The 20737-nt window shown below is 60.9% G+C and carries 16 protein-coding genes; 15 read left to right on the plus strand and 1 reads right to left on the minus strand.

From position 1 onward, the window contains the following. Positions 1-126 precede the first annotated feature (126 nt). From yaaA to HX815_RS02655, 15 genes are all read left to right on the plus strand, one after another. Positions 127-906: a peroxide stress protein YaaA gene (yaaA, locus tag HX815_RS02585; protein ID WP_008435666.1), complete on the plus strand. Its 780-nt coding sequence runs from the start codon at positions 127-129 to the stop codon at positions 904-906. Positions 907-1773: 867 nt separating this feature from the next. Further along, entirely contained in the window at positions 1774-3090 is a 1317-nt protein-coding gene (locus HX815_RS02590) for a nucleotide sugar dehydrogenase (RefSeq protein WP_003216295.1), read from the plus strand. A gap of 84 nt (positions 3091-3174) precedes the next feature. Then, complete coding sequence (alg8, locus tag HX815_RS02595) at positions 3175-4656, plus strand: mannuronan synthase (RefSeq protein WP_003216294.1); 1482 nt, start codon at positions 3175-3177, stop codon at positions 4654-4656. Positions 4657-4692: 36 nt separating this feature from the next. Continuing rightward, complete coding sequence (locus HX815_RS02600; RefSeq protein WP_003216292.1) at positions 4693-5862, plus strand: alginate biosynthesis protein Alg44; 1170 nt, start codon at positions 4693-4695, stop codon at positions 5860-5862. Between the two features lie 90 nt (positions 5863-5952). Next, positions 5953-7377, plus strand: coding sequence for an alginate biosynthesis TPR repeat lipoprotein AlgK (gene algK, locus HX815_RS02605; RefSeq protein WP_371135978.1), 1425 nt, complete (start codon positions 5953-5955; stop codon positions 7375-7377). After that, positions 7374-8861, plus strand: coding sequence for an alginate export family protein (locus tag HX815_RS02610; RefSeq protein WP_177027775.1), 1488 nt, complete (start codon positions 7374-7376; stop codon positions 8859-8861). Before algK ends, HX815_RS02610 begins: the two co-directional genes overlap by 4 nt. Then, complete coding sequence (gene algG, locus HX815_RS02615; protein ID WP_043225844.1) at positions 8861-10420, plus strand: mannuronan 5-epimerase AlgG; 1560 nt, start codon at positions 8861-8863, stop codon at positions 10418-10420. Before HX815_RS02610 ends, algG begins: the two co-directional genes overlap by 1 nt. Before the next feature lie 11 nt (positions 10421-10431). Continuing rightward, positions 10432-11880 carry an alginate O-acetyltransferase gene (locus HX815_RS02620; protein ID WP_177027826.1) on the plus strand — a complete coding sequence of 483 codons (1449 nt, stop codon included), beginning with the start codon at positions 10432-10434 and terminating at the stop codon, positions 11878-11880. Positions 11881-11888: 8 nt separating this feature from the next. Next, complete coding sequence (locus HX815_RS02625) at positions 11889-12998, plus strand: mannuronate-specific alginate lyase (protein ID WP_177027776.1); 1110 nt, start codon at positions 11889-11891, stop codon at positions 12996-12998. Positions 12999-13215: 217 nt separating this feature from the next. Further along, the gene (locus tag HX815_RS02630) at positions 13216-14781 is read left to right on the plus strand and encodes an MBOAT family protein (protein WP_087692834.1); all 1566 of its coding nucleotides are present in this window, start codon (positions 13216-13218) and stop codon (positions 14779-14781) included. A gap of 11 nt (positions 14782-14792) precedes the next feature. Continuing rightward, positions 14793-15980, plus strand: a complete 1188-nt coding sequence (locus tag HX815_RS02635; RefSeq protein ID WP_102369877.1) for an alginate O-acetyltransferase — start codon at positions 14793-14795, stop codon at positions 15978-15980. A 16-nt stretch (positions 15981-15996) separates the two neighbouring features. Continuing rightward, positions 15997-16644, plus strand: coding sequence for an alginate O-acetyltransferase AlgF (locus HX815_RS02640; RefSeq protein ID WP_008434181.1), 648 nt, complete (start codon positions 15997-15999; stop codon positions 16642-16644). Positions 16645-16793: 149 nt separating this feature from the next. Further along, entirely contained in the window at positions 16794-18245 is a 1452-nt protein-coding gene (locus HX815_RS02645) for a mannose-1-phosphate guanylyltransferase/mannose-6-phosphate isomerase (protein WP_003216275.1), read from the plus strand. A 154-nt stretch (positions 18246-18399) separates the two neighbouring features. Next, a complete protein-coding gene (locus tag HX815_RS02650; RefSeq protein ID WP_177027777.1) occupies positions 18400-18864 on the plus strand; it encodes a multidrug transporter in 465 nt (154 codons plus the stop codon). A gap of 20 nt (positions 18865-18884) precedes the next feature. After that, positions 18885-19697 carry an SDR family oxidoreductase gene (locus tag HX815_RS02655; RefSeq protein ID WP_177027778.1) on the plus strand — a complete coding sequence of 271 codons (813 nt, stop codon included), beginning with the start codon at positions 18885-18887 and terminating at the stop codon, positions 19695-19697. A 161-nt stretch (positions 19698-19858) separates the two neighbouring features. On the opposite strand, the gene HX815_RS02660 is transcribed toward HX815_RS02655, so the two are convergent. Further along, complete coding sequence (locus tag HX815_RS02660; RefSeq protein WP_177027779.1) at positions 19859-20722, minus strand: LysR family transcriptional regulator; 864 nt, start codon at positions 20720-20722, stop codon at positions 19859-19861. Positions 20723-20737: the final 15 nt, after the last annotated feature.

Raw genomic sequence — 20737 nt, forward strand, 5'->3', positions numbered from 1 at the left:
TAAGCCGCCGTAACCGCAGAAACGGATATGCCCCCCCAACGACCGCACAGCTATCTATCACCATCATAGGTGGAGTCAAACCGCCCTACCCCCTAGAATCCCCCCACGATTAAAGGAGACGACTTCATGCTGACGGTGATTTCCCCCGCCAAAACCCTCGATTTCGAGTCAAAGCCGGTCACCCCGCGCTTCACCCAGCCGCAATACCTCGACCACTCCCAGGAGCTGATCGAACAACTGCGCGAACTCAGCCCGGCGCAAATCAGCGAACTGATGCACGTCTCCGACAAAATCGGCGGCCTCAACGCCGCACGCTTCGGCAGCTGGACCCCCGCCTTCACCCCCGCCAACGCCAAACAAGCCCTGCTGGCATTCAAGGGCGACGTCTACACCGGCCTCAACGCCGAAACCCTCAAGGACGCCGACTTCACCTACGCCCAGGACCACCTGCGCATGCTCTCCGGCCTGTACGGCCTGCTGCGGCCGCTGGACCTGATGATGCCGTACCGCCTCGAAATGGGCACCAAACTGCCCAACGCCCGTGGCAAGGACCTGTACGCTTTCTGGGGCACCCGCATCAGCGAGTGGCTCAACGAAGCCCTGGCCGAACAAGGCGATGACGTGCTGCTCAACCTCGCGTCCAACGAGTACTTCTCGGCAGTCAAACGCCCGGCATTGAATGCGCGAATCATCAACACCGAGTTCAAGGACCTGAAAAACGGCCAGTACAAGATCATCAGCTTCTACGCCAAGAAGGCCCGGGGCATGATGAGCCGCTTTGTGATTGAAGAACGCATCAACGACCCGGCCCGACTCAAGGAGTTTGACGTGCAGGGTTATCGCTTCAATGCGGAGCAGTCGAAGCCGGATAACCTGGTGTTCCTGCGGGATCACGCACCGGAATAACCTGACAACGAAGATCCAAATGTGGGAGCGGGCTTGCTCGCGAAAGCGGTGGTTCAGTCGATGCCTTTATTGCCTGACACGCCGCTTTCGCGAGCAAGCCCGCTCCCACATTTTGTTTGCATCCAATTCCGAATTCGTCATTTATTTGGCGTCAAAAATAATTCTTCAGATTCCCTAACATTTATTTCACTCGACATTCGTCAATTTTTTTCGTAGTGGCACCACTTTTTTAAAACAGTAGTGGCACAAAACTATTCACCCCTCGCAACTCCCCGCAACTACTGGCCTAAATAGCAAGTGCTATCAGAATAGTACTAGTGCCATCTTTCCTAATATTTCAAGAAATTTCCGGAAACAGGATGAGTGGACAGGAACTATGTCCTAAAGCACCGCTCATACCACCGGTAACGATTATCTCTGAAGATGTAAGAGATGACTTACGTGGCGACCAAGGGAAGTAGCAAAGTTGTCATATAACTTTGACTCAATGGTCAAATCATCAACTGATTAGTTGAAGGCGGACGCAAAGGTTTCACTACTTTCTCCGACAAGGCCAAGGCTGAGCTCACCTGTATGGGTCAGTGAGACAACCCAAGCCGTTGATATATAAGGGCTCAAAGCCCCTGTCAACGCCTTGCGGCACTGGCGCCAGGCCCTTCCCCAGGAAGGCTGGCTGCATTTCAGGGCAAGCCCCAACAATAAGGCCAAGTTGCGCACAACTTGAGTGCATTAGTTAGTCACTCGACTTTTAGTATGCCTGCACTGGATATACCGACGTTTATTCGTCGCACTTCCCAGTGCCTGGGTGACGCTTCAAAACATGAACTCCGGCCATCTAGTGGCACGATTAACAATGAGGTAAATGCGATGCGCATCAGCATATTTGGTTTGGGTTACGTCGGCGCGGTATGTGCCGGTTGCCTGTCTGCACGGGGCCATGAGGTCGTTGGCGTAGACATCTCCAAGGAAAAGATCGACCTGATCAACGCGGGTAAATCCCCCATCGTTGAACCGGGTCTGGGCGAGCTGTTAAGCCAGGGCGTTCAAACCGGCCGACTGCGCGGCACCACCAATTTCGCCGAGGCAATCCGTGATACCGACCTGTCGATGATTTGCGTCGGCACGCCGAGCAAGAAGAACGGCGACCTGGAACTCAACTACATCGAATCGGTGTGCCGCGAGATCGGTTTTGTCCTGCGTGACAAGACCTCCCGTCACACCATCGTGGTCCGCAGCACCGTGCTGCCAGGTACCGTGGCCAATGTGGTGATTCCGATTCTCGAAGACTGCTCGGGCAAGAAAGCCGGCGTCGACTTCGGCGTCGCCGTAAACCCTGAGTTCCTGCGTGAAAGCACCGCCATCGCCGACTACGACCTGCCGCCGATGACCGTCATCGGTGAATTCGACACCGCTTCCGGCGATGTTCTGCAGTCGCTGTACGAAGAACTCGACGCGCCGATCATCCGCAAGGACATCGCCGTCGCCGAGATGATCAAGTACACCTGCAACGTCTGGCATGCGACCAAAGTGACCTTCGCCAACGAGATCGGCAACATCGCCAAGGCGGTGGGTGTCGACGGTCGCGAAGTGATGGAAGTGGTCTGCCAGGACAAGACCCTCAACCTGTCCCAGTACTACATGCGCCCGGGCTTTGCCTTCGGCGGTTCCTGCCTGCCCAAGGACGTGCGCGCCCTGACGTACCGCGCCGGCTCCCTCGACGTGGATGCGCCGCTGCTCAACTCGCTGATGCGCAGCAACGAGTCCCAGGTGCAAAACGCTTTCGACATCGTTTCCAGCCACGACAAACGCAAAGTCGCCCTGCTGGGCCTGAGCTTCAAGGCCGGCACCGATGACCTGCGCGAAAGCCCGCTGGTGGAACTGGCAGAGATGCTGATCGGCAAGGGTTTCGACCTGAGCATCTACGACAGCAACGTCGAATACGCTCGCGTGCACGGCGCCAACAAGGACTACATCGAAGGCAAGATCCCTCACGTGTCGTCCCTGCTCAACTCGGACTTCGACGAAGTGATCAACAACTCCGACGTGATCATCCTGGGCAACCGCGATGAGAAGTTCCGTGCCCTGGCGCACAACGCACCCCACGGCAAGCAAGTGGTCGACCTGGTGGGCTTCATGTCCAAGGCCACCAGCGTGAGCGGCCGTACCGAAGGCATTTGCTGGTAACAGCAACGGCAAGTTTCAAGCGGCAAGCGTCCTGATCCCCGGCGCTTGCTGCTTGAAACCTCCTTCACCTGCGGAATGACGCCTATGTCCAAGTTAAAACACGTACTCCTCCAATCTGCCGGCTGGCTGTTTTTCCTGAGCCTGCTGATGGGACTCGCCCTGCTGTTGCCGGCGAGTACGTTCGACTCAGAGTCGAAGAATTTTATTTTCCTGATTGGCGCCGTCGGTATCTGGCGCTACTCAATGGGTGCTACGCATTTCTTTCGCGGCATGCTGTTCCTGTACGTGGTCTACCCGCACCTGCGGCGCAAAGTGCGCAAGCTGGGCAAGGCGGCAGACCCGTCCCACGTATTCCTGATGGTCACCAGCTTTCGGATCGACGCGCTGACCACGGCCCAGGTCTACAGCTCGGTGATCCGCGAGGCCATCGAATGTGGCTTCCCTACCACCGTGGTCTGCTCCCTGGTGGAAATGTCCGATGAGCTGCTGGTCAAGAGCCTGTGGGCCAGGATGAACCCGCCCGACCACGTCAAGCTGGACTTCGTGCGCATCGCCGGTACCGGCAAGCGTGACGGCCTGGCCTTCGGTTTTCGCGCCATCTCCCGCCACCTGCCGGACAACCGCGCCGTAGTGGCCGTGATCGATGGCGACACCGTGCTCGCCGAGGGCGTAGTGCGCAAGACCGTGCCGTGGTTCCAGCTGTTCGGCAATGTCGGCGGCCTGACCACCAACGAGTTCTGCGAAGTGCGCGGCGGCTACATCATGAGCGAGTGGCACAAGCTGCGCTTCGCCCAGCGCCACATCAACATGTGCTCCATGGCCCTGTCCAAACGCGTGCTGACCATGACCGGCCGCATGTCGGTATTCCGCGCCAACGTGGTCACCGACCCGGGCTTCATTGCCGATGTGGAAAGCGACTCGCTGCAACACTGGCGCCTGGGCCGCTTCAAGTTTTTGACCGGTGACGACAAGTCCAGCTGGTTCAGCCTGATGCGCCTGGGCTACGACACCTTTTATGTGCCGGATGCCGCGATTCACACCGTGGAACACCCGCCGGAAAAGAGCTTTATCAAGGCCAGCCGCAAACTGATGTTCCGCTGGTACGGCAACAACCTGCGCCAGAACTCACGTGCCCTGGGCCTGGGTATGCGTCGCCTGGGCCTGTTCACCAGCATCGTGCTGTTTGATCAACGCGTGTCGATGTGGACCTCCCTGCTGGGGCTGACCGTGGCGATCATCGCCACCTTCAAATACGGCGGCGCGTTCATCCTCGCCTACCTGCTGTGGATCGGCATCACCCGCCTGATTCTGACCCTGCTGCTGTCGTGCTCCGGCCACAAGATCGGCCCGGCTTACCCGGTGATTCTCTATTACAACCAGATCATGGGCGCGCTGGTGAAGATCTACGTGTTCTTCCGCCTTGATCAACAGTCCTGGACCCGCCAGGACACCAAACTGACCCGCGATTTGGCCAGCTTTCAACGTTGGTTCAACACCTGGTCGTCTCGGACCATGACCTTCTCCGCCGGCAGCATTTTCGTCGCCGTGTTGCTGATGATGGTTTGACCCTGCCAAGCCTGAATTAACTAGGAACTAAACACCATGAATAGCCCAGTAAACGCCAACGTTGTCCACGAATCGGAAGCCCAGCGCCAACACGCCCGGGTCAAAATCCCGGCCAAGCTGCGCTTCTTCGGCGCCGATCAAACACCGATGGAAGTGCGGGTGATCGACCTGTCCGCCGGCGGCCTGGCCTTCAACGCCCCGCAGCAGCCGCTGAAAGTCGGCGATGTGCACAAGGGTCGCTTGCAATTCGTGATCGACAACCTGGGCCTGGCGATGGACGTCGAGCTGCAGATTCGCTCCTACGACCGCCAGACCGGCCGCACCGGTTGCCAGTTCCAGAACCTCGATGCACAAGACATCTCCACCCTGCGCCACCTGATCACCTCGCACCTGGCCGGTGACATCGTGACCATGGGTGACGTGCTGGCAACCCTGCAACGCGACAACTTCACCAAGGCGCGCAAGGTCAAGGACGGCGGCAGCAACATGAGCGTCGGTGGCCGCCTGCGGGCGGTGACTTTCAGCCTCGGGATCTTCGTGGTGGGCCTGGCGGCATTCGGCTTCGTGGTCAAATCGGTGTACGGCATGTACTTCGTCAGCCACGCCACCTCCGGCCTGGTGAGCGTGCCCGGGATGAACGTGACCATGCCCCGCGATGGCACCGTGCAAAGCCTGATCAAAGGCGATGCGGTCGCCGCCAAAGGCGCGCCATTGGCAACCTTCAGTACCAGCATGCTCGACGTACTCAAGGGCCATCTGGACGAAGACCAGCTGCAACCGGCCAAGGTCGAAGAACTGTTCGGCAAGCAAATGACCGGCACCCTCACCTCCCCTTGCGACTGCGTCGTGGCCCAGCAACTGGTCGCCGACGGTCAGTACGCCAGCAAGGGCGACGTGATCTTCCAACTGGTGCCACGCGGCAGCCAGGCCAACGTTGATGCGCGCTTCTCCTATCGCCAGTTTGCCGACGTACGCCCGGGCACCCGCGTGAACTTCCAGGTAGCGGATGAAGAGCAGGTACGCACCGGCACCATCGTCAGCAGCACCAGCCTGAACAGCAGCGAAATGTCCTCCGACATCCGCGTGCAGATCAAACCCGACGCCCCGCTGGACAGCACCTACGCCGGTCGCCCGGTTGAAGTGACCAGCGATCGCGGCCCGTCCCTGAACTGGCTGATCGACAAAGCCATGGCCAACGGTCTGTAAGCAGAGGACATGCCTGTGATGACTCTCTCAAAAACACCGCAATCCCTGTGGGAGCGGGCTTGCTCGCGAAAGCAGTGTGTCAGCCAACACATGCATCAACTGACAGGGCCCCTTCGCGAGCAAGCCCGCTCCCACATGGGAACTGCGGCGTTGCTGGCTGTTGCGGTCAGCCTCGCCGGTTGCGCCGGCCTGCCCGACCAACGCCTGGCCAATGAAGCGCTGAAACGTGGCGACACCGTCACTGCCCAGCAGAACTACCAGCAGCTCGCGGATTTGGGCTACAGCGAGGCCCAAGTAGGCCTGGCGGATATCCAGGTCGGCACCCGCGACCCCGAGCAAATCAAGCAGGCCGAAGCGACGTACCGCGCGGCTGCCGATACCTCGCCCCGTGCCCAGGCACGCCTGGGCCGCCTGCTGGTGGCCAAGCCCGGCGCGACCGAAGCCGAACACCATGAAGCCGAAGGCCTGCTGAAAAAAGCCTTTGCCAATGGCGAAGGCAACACCCTGATCCCGCTGGCAATGCTCTACCTGCAATACCCGCACAGTTTCCCGAACATCAACGCCCAGCAGCAGATCAGCAAATGGCGCGCCTCGGGTTACCCGGAAGCCGGTCTCGCCCAGGTGCTGCTGTATCGCACCCAGGACACCTACGACCAGCACCTGGATGAAGTGGAAAGCATCTGCAAGGCGGCGCTGAACACCACCGATATCTGCTACGTCGAGCTGGCCACGGTCTACCAGAAAAAAGCCGAGCCGGAAAAACAGGCCGAACTGCTCAAGCAGATGGAAGCCGGCTACAGCCGCGGCACCGTCACCGCCCAACGGGTCGACAGCGTGGCTCGTGTACTGGGTGATGCAAGCCTGGGCAAGACCGACGAAAAAACCGCCCAGGCCCTGCTGGAAAAAATCGCCCCCGGCTACCCGGCCTCCTGGGTCAGCCTGGCGCAACTGCTCTACGACTTCCCGGAACTGGGCGACGTCGACCAGATGATGAAGTACCTCGACAACGGCCGCGCCGCCGACCAGCCCCGCGCCGAACTGTTGCTGGGCAAGCTCTACTACGAAGGCAAGTGGGTCCCGGCTGACGCCAAGGCCGCCGAAGAACACTTCCAGAAAGCCGTCGGCCGCGAAGTCGCCGCCGACTACTACCTCGGCCAGATCTACCGCCGTGGCTACCTGGGCAAGGTCTATTCGCAAAAGGCCCTGGACCATCTGTTGACCGCTGCGCGCAACGGCCAGAACAGCGCCGACTTCGCGATTGCCCAGCTGTTTTCCCAAGGCAAGGGCACCAAGCCCGACCCGCTTAACGCCTATGTCTTCAGCCAGTTGGCCAAGGCCCAGGACACGCCGGAAGCCAACGACCTGGCGACCCAGCTCGAAGCGCCGCTGACCCCGGAACAACGCGCCGAAGGCCAACGCCTGGTGCAACAGGAGCTGGCCGTGCGCGGCACCCTGGCCCAAAGCACGCTGCAATTGCACGCCCTGCAAGAAGAAGACGGCGAGGAATCCCTATGAAGCTCAACCCATTCGTCAAGGCCGGTATCGGCCTGACCTTCGCCCTGCTGTGGTCGTGCCCGACCCTGGCGGCGCTGACCGAAGCCAAGAACTTCGGCCTGGAAGTCAAAGTCACCGGCCAGTCCGAAGATGACCGCGACCTGGGCACCCAGAAAGGCGGCGACGTCAACGGCATCGGCCTTGACCTGCGCCCGTGGATCTACGGTGAAAGCGGCAACTGGAGCGCCTACGCCATGGGCCAGGCCGTGACCTCCAGCGACATCATCGAGACCGACACCCTGCAACAGTCCTCGGATGACGCCACTCAACAGACCAGCAATGACGACCGCAAGAGCAAGAAGAACTACCTGGCGATGCGCGAGTTCTGGGTCGCCTATGGCGGCTTCACGCCCTACCCCGGCGAGATCCTCAAGCTTGGTCGCCAACGCCTGCGCAATGACGACGGCCAATGGCGCGACACCAATATCGAAGCGCTGAACTGGACCTTCGACACCACCTTGCTCAAGGCCAATGTCGGCGTCGCCGAGCGCTTCAGCGAATACCGCACCGACCTCAAGGAACTGTCGCCCAAGGACAAGGACCGTCAGCACCTGTACGCCGACGCCGCCTACCAGTGGACGCCAGGCCAGTGGATCGGCCTGCGCGCGCACCACACCCATGATGACGGCAAGCTCGACTACCCGGAACCGGGCGTGGCCACCGACTCGCTGGACAAGCGCGAGAACGGCGACCTGACCTGGCTCGGCATCGAAGCCAACAGCGACGCCTACAACTGGCGCAACACCAACACCGTCAACTACTGGGCGAGCGTCACCGGCATGCAGGGCGACCGCGACACGGTCAACGCCTTGAACGCCGACGGCACCCGCCCCACCAACGCCAAGCGCAGCGATGACGTGAATGGCTGGGCCACCGACCTGGGTGTGCGCCTGCGTCTCGACCCGCAGTGGCAAGTGGGCGCCGCCTACTCCCGCGCCAGTGCCGAATACGAGCAGAACGGCCTGCAAAGCAACCGTTCGAACTGGACCGGTACCCAGTCCCGCGTCCATCGCTTCGGCGAAGCGTTTCGCGGCGAGATGAACAACATGCAGTCCATGAGCCTGTTCGGGTCCTGGCAGCTGCGCGAGGACTATGACGCAAGCCTGGTGTACCACAAGTTCTGGCGCGTCGACGGCAACAAGCCGGTGGGCAGCAACGGCATCGATGCCGTGCAGAACAACACCGATGACGTGACCGGCGCGATCCTGTCCAGCACGTCCCTGCCGCTTGAAGACGGCAAGAAAGATCTCGGCCAGGAGATGGACCTGGTGGTCACCAAGTACTTCAAGAAAGGCCTGCTGCCGGCCGGGCTCAGCCAGTCGATCGACGAGCCGTCGGCCCTGGTGCGCTTCCGTGCAGGCGTGTTCAAGCCGGGCGACGCCTATGGCAGCCAGGTCGACTCGTACATGCATCGCGCCTTTGTCGACGTGATCTGGAAGTTCTGATGGGAGCCTGCGCAATGAAGTCTCAAAGCCTGCTCGTCGCGGCCATGCTGCTGGCCAGCGCCTCGGCCTTCGCCGACAAAGCGCCGACCATCGCCAAAGAGCTGCAACAGGCCAAGACCTACACCATCTCCAGCCCGCCGACCGAGCCGCTGGAGATGGCCAAGCCTGCGCTGCCGGACGTGTCCGGCTACACCGCGGCCAATATCGCGAAAAAGATCGTGCGTACCAAGCCAGGCAAAATCAGCATCCGCCGGATGATGCAGGAAGACGCCCTGAAGGACTTCATCGGCGGCGACAACAAGATGGCCGAATGGGTAGTGCGCCAGCACGGCATTCCCCAGGCGATCTTTGTCGACGACGGCTACATGAACCTCAAGGACCTGCTGAAGAAAGTGCCCAAGCAGTACTTCAGCGAAACCTCGCCGGGGGTGTTCCTGGCCAAGTTGCCGATCGTGGTGGGCCGTAAAGGCATCCTCGAAATCGACAAGCAGACTCAAGAGCTGCGCCTGTCCCAGGAAGCCGGTTCGTTCCTGATCAACGACGGCCAGTTGTTCGTACGTGACACCAGAATCACCGGCTGGCGCGAGAAGACCAACGGCCCGGCGACCTTCCAGTCGCCCAAGGAATTCCGCCCGTTCCTGCTGGCCTGGGGCGGCACCGAGACCTACATAGCCAACAGCAAGATGGCCAGTTTCGGCTACGCCAACAGTAAGTCGTATGGCGTGAGTATTTCCCAGTACACGCCGAACATGGCCAAGGTGCTCAAGCGTCCTGAACCGACGGGCTGGATCGTCGACTCCGAGTTCTCGGACATGTGGTACGGCTTCTACTGCTACGAAACCACCGGCTTTGTGCTCAAGGGCAATACCTACAAGGACAACATCGTCTACGGCATTGACCCCCACGACCGTTCACACGGCCTGATCATCACCGACAACACCGTCTACGGCACGAAAAAGAAGCACGGCATCATCATTTCCCGGGAAGTGAACGACAGCTTCATCTTCAACAACCGCAGCTTCGACAACAAGCTCTCGGGCCTGGTGATCGACCGTAACAGCGTCAACAACCTGATCGCCGACAACGAGATCTACCGCAACCACACCGACGGCATCACCCTCTATGAGAGCGGCGATAACCTGCTGTGGGGCAACAAGGTGATCAGCAACCGTCGCCACGGCATCCGCGTGCGTAACAGCGTGAACATTCGCCTGTACGAGAACATTGCCATGGCCAACGGGCTGACCGGCGTGTACGGCCACATCAAGGATTTGACCGACACCGACCGCGACATCGCCCTCGACCCGTTCGACACCAAGGTCTCGCTGATCGTGGTCGGCGGTGAACTGGCCGCCAACGGCAGCGGGCCGCTGTCCATCGACTCGCCGTTGAGCGTCGAGCTGTACCGCGTATCGATGCTTGCGCCGACCAAATCCAGTGGCATCAGCTTCTCGGGCGTTCTTGGCGATCGCCAGGAAGAGATCCTCGACTTGCTGGTACGCCAGAAGAAAGCCGTGCTGATCGACCCTGTCGAACGCCAGACCGAAATGCAGGACTGAGGATGACCTTTATGCACCCACACATGATCAAACTGCTCAGCCTTTCGGGTTTGACCCTCGGCCTGCTCGCGGCCAGCCAGGGCGTGCGCGCCGACGAAATCAAGGCGCCAACCTTCACCGCCGAACCGTGCTGCAGCCTGTGCCCGGCCGCCCACGACGCGAAGAACTACACCACGCGCTACCAGCAGAACTTCACCACCCTGGTGCAAGCTCAGGGCGATTGGCTGTTCCGGACCCAGGAAGACCTGCGCACCGAATTCGACACCAGCCCCGCCGGCTACAAACGCATGCAGCAGCTGCACGATGCGTTCAAGAGCAAGGGCGTGGAACTGGTGGTGGTCTACCAGCCGACCCGTGGCTTGGTGAACCGCAACAAGCTCAACCCTGAAGAGAAAGCCAAGTTCGATTTCGACAAGGCCCTGGGCAATTACAAGACCATGCTCGGGCGCTTCGCCAAGATGGGCTACGTCGTGCCGGACCTGTCGCCGCTGACCAACGAGCAACTGCCGGATGAATTGCCGGCCCACGATTTCTACTTCCGCGGCGACCAACACTGGACGCCATACGGCGCCCAGCGCACCGCCAAAATCGTCGGCGCGAAAGTGCGGGCGATGCCTGAATTTGCCGGCATCCCCCAGCGCGAATTCGAGACCAAACGGTCCGGGCGCATGGGCAAGACCGGCACCCTGCACAACATGGCCGGGCAACTGTGCGGCACCAGCTACGCGATCCAGTACATGGACCAGTTCACCACCGAGCCCAAGGGCGAAGCGGCGGACGGCGACCTGTTCGGTGATTCCGGCAACCCGCAGATCACCCTCGTGGGTACCAGCCACAGTGGCAAGAACTACAATTTCGCCGGCTTCCTGGAACAGGAAATCGGTGCCGACATCCTTAACGTCGCCTTCCCCGGTGGTGGCCTGGAAGGCTCGATGATCCAGTACCTGGGCAGCGAAGAATTCCAGAAGACCCCGCCGAAGATCCTGATCTGGGAATTCTCGCCGCTGTATCGCCTGGACCAGGAGACCATCTACCGCCAGATGATGTCGCTGCTGGACAACGGCTGTGAAGGCAAGACCGCCCAGATGACTGCCAGTACCACGCTGAAACCCGGCAAGAACGAATTGCTGGTGAACAGTTCGAACAAAGACCTGCGCAACAGCAGTCACCAGGTCGACATCCGCTTCGCCGACCCATCGGTGAAAACCCTGCAAGCCACCCTCTGGTACATGAACGGGCGCCACGAGGACATCAAGATCGAGAAACCCGAAACATCCGATACAGACGGGCGTTTCGCCTTTGAACTGCGCACCGATGAAGACTGGGCCACGCAAAACCTGCTGGCCGTGGAAGTGCAGGGCCCTGAAGCGGGCCAGGCCGCGCAGAAAGTCGAAGCGAAAATTTGCACACGCAACGTATTCCCCGCCGGTGGTCAACAGACTGCTTCGGCCGGGCAATGAGGTTACCTATGCAGAAGTTATTGATTCCATCGTTGCTGGGCCTGGCGATGTTTGCCGGCCAAGTCAACGCCGCCGCACCACTGCGTCCGCCCCAGGGTTATTTCGCCCCGGTGGAAGCATTCAAGACCGGCGACTTCAAGAATGACTGCGACGCCATGCCGGCGCCGTACACCGGCTCGCTGCAATTTCGCAGCAAGTACGAAGGTTCGGACAAGGCTCGTTCCACCCTGAATGTGCAGTCCGAAAAAGCCTTTCGCGACAGCACCGCCGACATCACCAAGCTGGAAAAAGACACCAGCAAGCGCGTGATGCAATTCATGCGCGACGGCCGTCCGGAGCAGTTGGAATGCACGCTGAACTGGCTCACGAGCTGGGCCAAGGCCGATGCATTGATGTCCAAGGACTTCAACCACACCGGCAAGTCCATGCGCAAATGGGCACTGGGCAGCATGGCGTCGGCCTATGTGCGCCTGAAGTTCTCCGACTCTCATCCGCTGGCCAACCACCAGCAGGAGTCGCAGTTGATCGAAGCCTGGTTCAGCAAAATGGCCGACCAGGTGGTGAGCGACTGGGACAACCTGCCGCTGGATAAAACCAACAACCACTCCTACTGGGCTGCCTGGTCGGTGATGGCGACCTCCGTCGCCGTGAACCGCCGCGACCTGTTTGACTGGGCCGTGAAGGAATACAAGGTCGGCGCCAACCAGGTGGATGCCCAAGGCTTCCTGCCCAACGAATTGAAGCGTCAGCAACGAGCCCTGTCGTACCACAACTACGCCCTGCCGCCGCTGGCGATGATCGCCAGTTTTGCCCTGGTGAACGGTGTGGACCTGCGCCAGGAAAACAACGGCGCGTTGAAACGCCTGGGTGACAAGGTGCTGGCCGGGGTGAAAGACCCGGAGATCTTCGAGCAGAAGAACGGCAAGGAACAGGACATGAAGGACCTCAAGGAAGACATGAAATTTGCCTGGCTTGAGCCCTTCTGCACCCTCTACACCTGCGCCCCGGATGTGATCGAGCGCAAGCACGGCATGCAGCCGTTCAAGACGTTCCGCCTGGGGGGTGACCTGACCAAGGTCTACGACCCGGCGCATGAGAAAGGCAACAAAGGCAGCTGACGAAACGCACTTCAAATGTGAGAGCGGGCTTGCTCGCGAAGGCGGTGTATCAGTCGCCCTCTGTGTTGAATGACACACCGCATTCGCGAGCAAGCCAGCTCCCACATTTTGAGCCGGTTTCGTCAGTGGGAATGTAATACCGCCCCTCTCCGTTTTCGGTGGGGGGTTTGGGGGGGCCGTTGGCCCTTGACTGTTGGTTAAACATGGAGAGATCGGGATGGTTTTCTCGTCCAATGTGTTCCTGTTCCTGTTCTTGCCGATCTTCCTCGGCTTGTACTACCTGAGCGGGCAACGCTATCGCAATCTGCTGCTGCTGGTTGCCAGTTATGTGTTCTACGCCTGGTGGCGAGTGGACTTCCTGGCGCTGTTCGCCGCCGTGACGCTGTGGAACTACTGGATCGGCCTCAAGGTCGGTGCGGCAGGCGTGCGCACCAGGCCGGCCCAGCGCTGGCTGCTGCTGGGCGTGGCGGTCGATCTGTGCATCCTCGGCTACTTCAAGTACGCCAACTTCGGTGTCGACAGCATCAACCTGATGATGAAGTCGGCCGGCCTTGAGCCTTTCATCCTGACCCACGTGCTGTTGCCGATCGGGATCTCGTTCTACATCTTCGAGTCCATCAGCTACATCATCGACGTGTACCGCGGCGACACCCCGGCCACCCGCAACCTGATCGACTTTGCGGCGTTCGTGGCGATCTTCCCGCACCTGATTGCCGGCCCGGTGTTGCGCTTTCGCGACCTGGCCGACCAGTTCAACAACCGCACCCACACCCTCGATAAATTCTCCGAGGGCTGCACGCGGTTCATGCAGGGTTTCATCAAGAAGGTGTTTATCGCCGACACCCTGGCGGTGGTCGCCGATCATTGCTTCGCCCTGCAAAACCCCACCACCGGCGATGCCTGGCTCGGCGCACTGGCGTACACCGCGCAGCTGTACTTCGACTTCTCCGGCTACAGCGACATGGCCATCGGCCTGGGCTTGATGATGGGTTTTCGCTTCATGGAAAACTTCAAGCAGCCGTACATCAGCCAGTCGATCACCGAGTTCTGGCGGCGCTGGCACATCAGCCTGTCCACCTGGCTGCGTGACTACCTGTACATCACCCTGGGCGGCAACCGTAAAGGCACGCTGACCACCTACCGCAACCTGTTCCTGACCATGCTCCTCGGTGGCCTGTGGCACGGTGCGAACATCACCTACATCGTGTGGGGCGCCTGGCACGGCATGTGGCTGGCGATTGAAAAAGCCATCGGCCTCAACACCGCACCGCGCAGTTTCAACGTTGTGCGCTGGGCCTTCACCTTCCTGCTGGTGGTGATGGGCTGGGTGATCTTCCGCTCGGAAAACCTGCACGTCGCCGGCCGTATGTACGGCGCGATGTTCAGCTTCGGCGAGTGGTCGCTGTCGGAACTCAACCGCGCCAGCCTCACCGGCCTGCAAGTGGCAACCCTGGTGGTGGCGTACGCAACCCTGGCGTTCTTCGGCCTGCGGGACTTCTACAGCAACCGCCCACCGGAAAAAACCAAGCCTGCGGTGAACACCCAGGCCGACGGCCCGGCGACTGCGCAACCGGGCTTGATCAAGGCCGTACCGGGCGACAACCCGGGCAGCATCCATGAGCCCGGCTACACCGTGGGCACCGAGGCCACCGTGCAACCGGCCTACTGGAGCGCCACCTGGCCACGCTACGCCATGCGCGCCGCAGTACTGCTGCTGTTCGTGGCGTCGATTCTCAAACTTTCGGCGCAGAGCTTCTCGCCGTTCCTTTACTTCCAGTTCTGAGGGAGCCGACCATGACCCGTTCATTACGCGTCCTCTACATCGCCTTGTTCCTCGCCGTGCTGCTGGCGTTGGGCGCCTGGTCGATGCGCAGTTTCCTGGGCTTCAGCACCAACGCCGACGCCACCGTGCTCAACGGCCGCTGGACCAAGGCCGTCGAGACCCACTACGACGACCAGTTCCCGATCAAGCGCCTGGGCACCAACCTCTGGGCAGCGCTGGACTACAAGCTGTTCAACGAAGGCCGCCCTGGCGTGGTGATTGGCCGCGACCACTGGTTGTACAGCGACGAGGAATTCAACCCGATCGTCAACGAAGACCAGAACCTGCAAGGCAACTACGCCTTGGTGGAAGGCGTGCGCCAGAAACTCAAGGCCCAGGGTATCCAACTGGTGATGGCGATCGTGCCGGCCAAGGTGCGGCTGTACCCGGAACACCTGGGTGAAGTGCAGCCGGCGAGCATCCGCGCCGGTCTGTACCAGGACTTCCATGCCCGCATGGCCGCCGACAAGATCGTCGCCCCTGACCTGATGGGCCCGCTGCAACAGGCCAAGCTGCACGGACAGCAAGTGTTCCTGCGCACCGACACCCACTGGACCCCGGACGGCGCTGAAGTGGCGGCCAAAGAATTGGCCAAGACAATTGCCAACAAAACGCCCCTGAGCGGCGAGCCTCAACGCTTTGTCACCGAAGCCGAGAAGACCGAGCCACACAAGGGCGACCTGCGCCTGTTCCTGCCGCTGGACCCGCTGTTCGAAAACCTGATGCCGCCCAAGGAGCCACTGCAAAAACGCGTGACGCACCTGGCTGAAACCAAAGGCGACGATGCGCTGTTCACCGACAGTGAAACCCCGGTGGCCCTGGTGGGCACCAGTTACAGCGCCAACCCGAACTGGAACTTTGTCGGCGCGCTGAAGCAAGCCCTGGGCAGCGACGTCATCAACTACTCCGAAGACGGCCACGGCCCGATCCTGCCGATGCTCAGCTACCTGAAAAGCGACGACTTCAAGAACAGCCCGCCACAGGTGCTGATCTGGGAGTTTCCCGAGCGTTATCTGCCTGTGAACAACGAAATCGGCGATGCCGACCCGCAGTGGGTTGCGCAGCTCAAACAAGCCGGTATGCGCCAACAGAACATGGCTATCAACACCCCCACCGTTAAAAACATGAACTCCGAGACGCCCGACCGGGCGCAAAACTGAAAGAGAGGTAACTCACATGACTTTCACTACTAACCTCGCAAAAACTTTTGCCCTCGTCGCCGGCATGAGCGTTGTTTCGATGTCCGCCTTCGCCGGTGGCGACGCCGCCCTCTACGGTCCCGTCGCGCCAAAAGGCTCGAGCTTTGTGCGGGTGTACAACGCCAGCAACCAGGAAGTCAGCGCCACCGTCGGCAGCACCAACCTCAACGAGGTTGCACCGCTGGCCAGCAGTGACTTCAGCTTCATGCCGGGCGGTGACTACAGCGCCAAGGTCGGCAGCCAGACCCTGCCGGTCAAGCTCGCCGCCGACCACTACTACACCCTGGTCAGCAGCGGCAGCGGCCAACCGCAACTGATCGAAGAACCGCCGTTCAAGAACAAGCAGAAATCCCTGGTGCGCGTGCAGAACCTCAGTGACAAGTCGCTGACCCTGAAAACCGCCGATGGCAAGACCGACGTGGTCCAGGCCGTGGCCGCCAAGGGCCGTGGCGAGCGCGAGATCAACCCGGTGAAGGTCAGCCTGGCGCTGTATGAAGGCGATAAAAAAGTCGGCGACGTGAAGCCGGTAGCTCTGGAACGCGGTGAGGCCGCAGTGCTGTACGTCACCGGCACCGGCGCCAACCTGTCGCCAGTGTGGGTGAAACGCCCTGTGTCGACCCGCTGATTAGATTTTCAGATTGACGCTGCCCCCTGTGGGAGCTGGCTTGCCTGCGATGCGGACAACTCGGTGTATCAGGTACACCGAGGTGATGCCATCGCGGGCAAGCCCGGCTCCCACAGGCTCTAACCAAATTTGATTCAAGGAGAAACACCATGATCCCAGTAATCCTTTCCGGTGGTAGCGGCTCACGCCTTTGGCCGCTTTCGCGTAAACAGTTTCCCAAGCAGTTCTTGGCCCTGACCGGCGAGCACACCTTGTTCCAGCAAACCCTGGAGCGCCTGGTGTTCGACGGCATGGACGCGCCCATCGTGGTGTGCAACAAGGACCACCGCTTTATCGTCAACGAGCAACTGGCTGCCCGCAAACTGGAAACCCAGCGCATCCTGATGGAGCCGTTCGGCCGCAATACCGCGCCGGCCGTGGCCCTGACGGCGATGATGCTGGTCAACGAAGGCCGCGACGAACTGATGCTGGTGCTGCCCGCCGACCACGTGCTGGATGACCAGAAAGCCCTGCAACGCGCCCTGGCCCTGGCCACTGTGGCGGCTGAGCGTGGCGAAATGGTGCTGTTCGGTGTGCCGGCCACCCGTCCGGAGACCGGCTACGGCTATATCAAGTCGACCAACGATTCGCTGCTGCCCGAAGGCGTCAGCCGCGTGCAACAGTTCGTGGAAAAACCCGATGAAAAACGCGCCGCCGAATTCGTCAAGAGCGGTGGTTATTTCTGGAACAGCGGCATGTTCCTGTTCCGTGCCAGCCGCTTCCTCGAAGAGCTGAAAAAACACGACCCGGACATCTACGACACCTGCCTGCTGACCCTGGAACGCAGCAACCAAACCGCCGACACCATCGACATCGACGAATCCACCTTCGCCTGCTGCCCGGACAACTCCATCGACTACGCCGTGATGGAAAAAACCCAACTGGCCTGCGTGGTGCCGTTGACTGCCGGCTGGAGCGACGTGGGTTGCTGGGCATCGTTGTGGGACGTGAATGAAAAAGACGCCAACGGCAACGTCAGCAAGGGCGACGTGGTGATCCAGGACAGCAAGAACTGCATGATCCACGGCAACGGCAAGCTGGTGTCGGTGATCGGCCTGGAAAACATCGTGGTGGTAGAAACCAAGGACGCGATGATGATTGCCCACAAGGACAAGGTCCAGGGCGTCAAGCAGATGGTCAACACCCTCAACGAGCAGGGCCGCAGCGAAACCCAGAACCACTGCGAGGTGTACCGTCCATGGGGCTCGTACGACTCGGTGGATATGGGCGGGCGCTTCCAGGTCAAGCACATCTCGGTGAAACCGGGCGCGTGCCTGTCGTTGCAGATGCACCACCACCGCGCCGAACACTGGATCGTGGTCAGCGGCACCGCCGAAGTCACCTGTGACGAGAACGTGTTCCTGCTCACCGAAAACCAGTCCACCTACATCCCGATTGCCTCCGTGCACCGTTTGCGTAACCCGGGCAAGATTCCATTGGAGATTATCGAGGTGCAGTCCGGCAGCTACCTGGGTGAAGACGATATCGAACGCTTTGAAGATATCTACGGTCGATCCACGCCAATCGAGCGTGGCGTTTCGGTGAAAACCATCGCGCAGTAAACAGAGCAGCACAACAAGCCCCCGCCCCACCGACTGCGTCCCCTATCCGCAGCCGGTGGGCCGGGGGCTTTTTCTTTGGGGCCGGGGAACCCGAAGATGGTCAACTCCACCTACGCTTGGTTAGGATGCCCGTTCCGTTTTCGAGGTTGTTGCCATGTTCTTTGGTGTCTTGCTGATTATCACCTGGCTGATCCTCTTGCTGCGCTACCCCGCCAGGGCGTTGCCGGTTTCCCTCGCGGCCGCCGTCGGCCTGGGCCTGGTGGCGGTATGGGTGGTGTGGCTGGACAACCGCGAGGCCCAGCAATTGGCACGCCTGGAACTGCGTACCGCCTACGCGCCGAAAGAATGCCCCGCAGACCGCCCGCTCAAGCTCACCTTGAACAACGGCAACAACGTACCGCTGACCGAACTGCGTTGGCGCATCGCCGCGTATGCGCCGGGCGATACGGTCAACCTGGCAGACAACGTGTACGCTGCCCCGCGCTATCGCGGCCCCGGCGAACTGCAGGCCGGCGCCACCTGGGAAGACTGCCTGCCAGTGCCGCCGCTGCGCCCCGGCTACCGCCCGCAAACCCTGGAATTTCGTGCCGAGCATTTGCAAGGCAGCTTCTCTGACTGATAACGACAAAGGACTGATCCATGCCCAACGTACTGATCACCGGGTGCTCCAGTGGCATTGGCCGTGCCCTGGCGGACGCCTTCAAGCAAGCCGGCTTTGACGTGTGGGCCAGCGCCCGGCGCAGCGAGGATGTGGCGGCACTTGCCAGCGCCGGCTTTAACGCGGTGCAACTGGACGTCAACGACAGCGCTGCACTGGCGCAGTTGGCCGGGCAGGTCGGCGAGCTGGATGTGCTGATCAACAACGCCGGCTATGGCGCCATGGGTCCGTTGCTCGACGGCGGCACCCAGGCGATGCAGCAGCAATTCGAGACCAACGTATTCTCAGTGGTCGGCGTGACTCAGGCGCTGTTCCCGGCCCTGCGTCGCCGTAAAGGGTTGGTGGTGAATATCGGCAGCGTGTCCGGCGTGTTGGTCACACCGTTCGCCGGTGCGTATTGCGCCTCGAAAGCCGCAGTGCATGCCTTGAGTGATGCGTTGCGCATGGAGCTCGCACCGTTTGACGTGCGGGTGATGGAAGTGCAGCCAGGCGCCATCGATACAAGTTTTGCAAAAAACGCCGGCACCCAGGCCGAACTGTTGATCAATGAAAAGTCGCCCTGGTGGCCACTGCGCGAAAGCATCCGCGCCCGGGCCAAGGCCTCCCAGGATCGGCCTACGCCCGCCAGCCAGTTTGCGGCAGACGTGCTCAAGGCCGTGCAACAGGGCACGCCGCCGCGCCTGTTGCGCTCGGGTAATGGCTGCCGGGCATTGCCGTGGATGGCGGCGCTGTTGCCCAAGGGCTTGCTGGAGACTGTCTTGAAAAAACGCTTTGGCCTGAGCGGCCAGCTCTAAGAGCCCCCGCCTCCCCGTGGCGAGGGAGCTTGCTCCCGCTGGGCTGCGCAGCAGCCCCAAAACCACCCATCCAAGTTTCCTGAAAGAATGCGCTGACCTTTTCAGGGGTGCTTCGCCCCCCAGCGGGAGCAAGCTCCCTCGCCACACGGTTTCTCGGCTGATCAGCCTTTCATGAAATCAATGAAGGCCCGCACTTTCAGGGGCAAATGCCGGGTATCCGGGTACAACGCGTACACCCCCTGCGGCGCAAATCGATACCCCGGCAGCAACCGCACCAAACGCCCCGCATCCAGGTCTTCCTGCACCAGCCACTGGGGCAGGATCGCCACGCCATGCCCGCGCACGGCAAACGCCTGGAGAATGGCGGCACTGTCGGCAACCAGTGAAGCCTTGCCGGGGCCTGGACGGTACAGGTGCTCATGGCCGGCCGGGTCGAGCACCGTCAACTCCGTCAGCCGCCCGTGCCCCAGCTTGGGCAGTTGCTCCAGTTCTTCCAGCGTGGCGACCCCGGCAAACCCCGGTGCAGCCACGGCGAGGATTTCGTAGCTCGACAGCTGCACCGCCCGATGATTGGAGTCGAGCATCCGCCCCAATCGAATAGCCACATCGAAGCGCTCGGAGATCAGGTCAGCGTGGCTGGAGGAGGTGGATAACTGGATGTTCAATTCCGGGTGCAGGCCGCGAAAGGTTTCCACTGCCGGCACCACCACCGCCAATCCGTATTCGACGGTGGTGGTGATCCGCAATGTGCCCTTGAGCTGGCTGTGCTCCGAACGGGCCTCTTCCACCGCCAGGCGCGCTTCTTCCAGCATGCGCGTGCAGCGCAGGTAAAAGCGTTCGCCCGCATCGGTCAGTGCCAGTTGCCGAGTATTGCGGGTCAGCAGGGTCACGCCCAGCTCGGCTTCCAGGCGCTTGAGGTTGAAGCTCACCACTGCTCGCGTCTGCCCGAGGACATCAGCGGCTGCCGTCAACGAACCGGCCTCGACCACGGCCTTGAAGGTGTCGAATCGATCCAGACTGACCATTGGTCACGCGCTCCT

Origin of the sequence: Pseudomonas sp. E6002 (assembly GCF_013385565.1) — a bacterium.
GTDB lineage: Bacteria > Pseudomonadota > Gammaproteobacteria > Pseudomonadales > Pseudomonadaceae > Aquipseudomonas.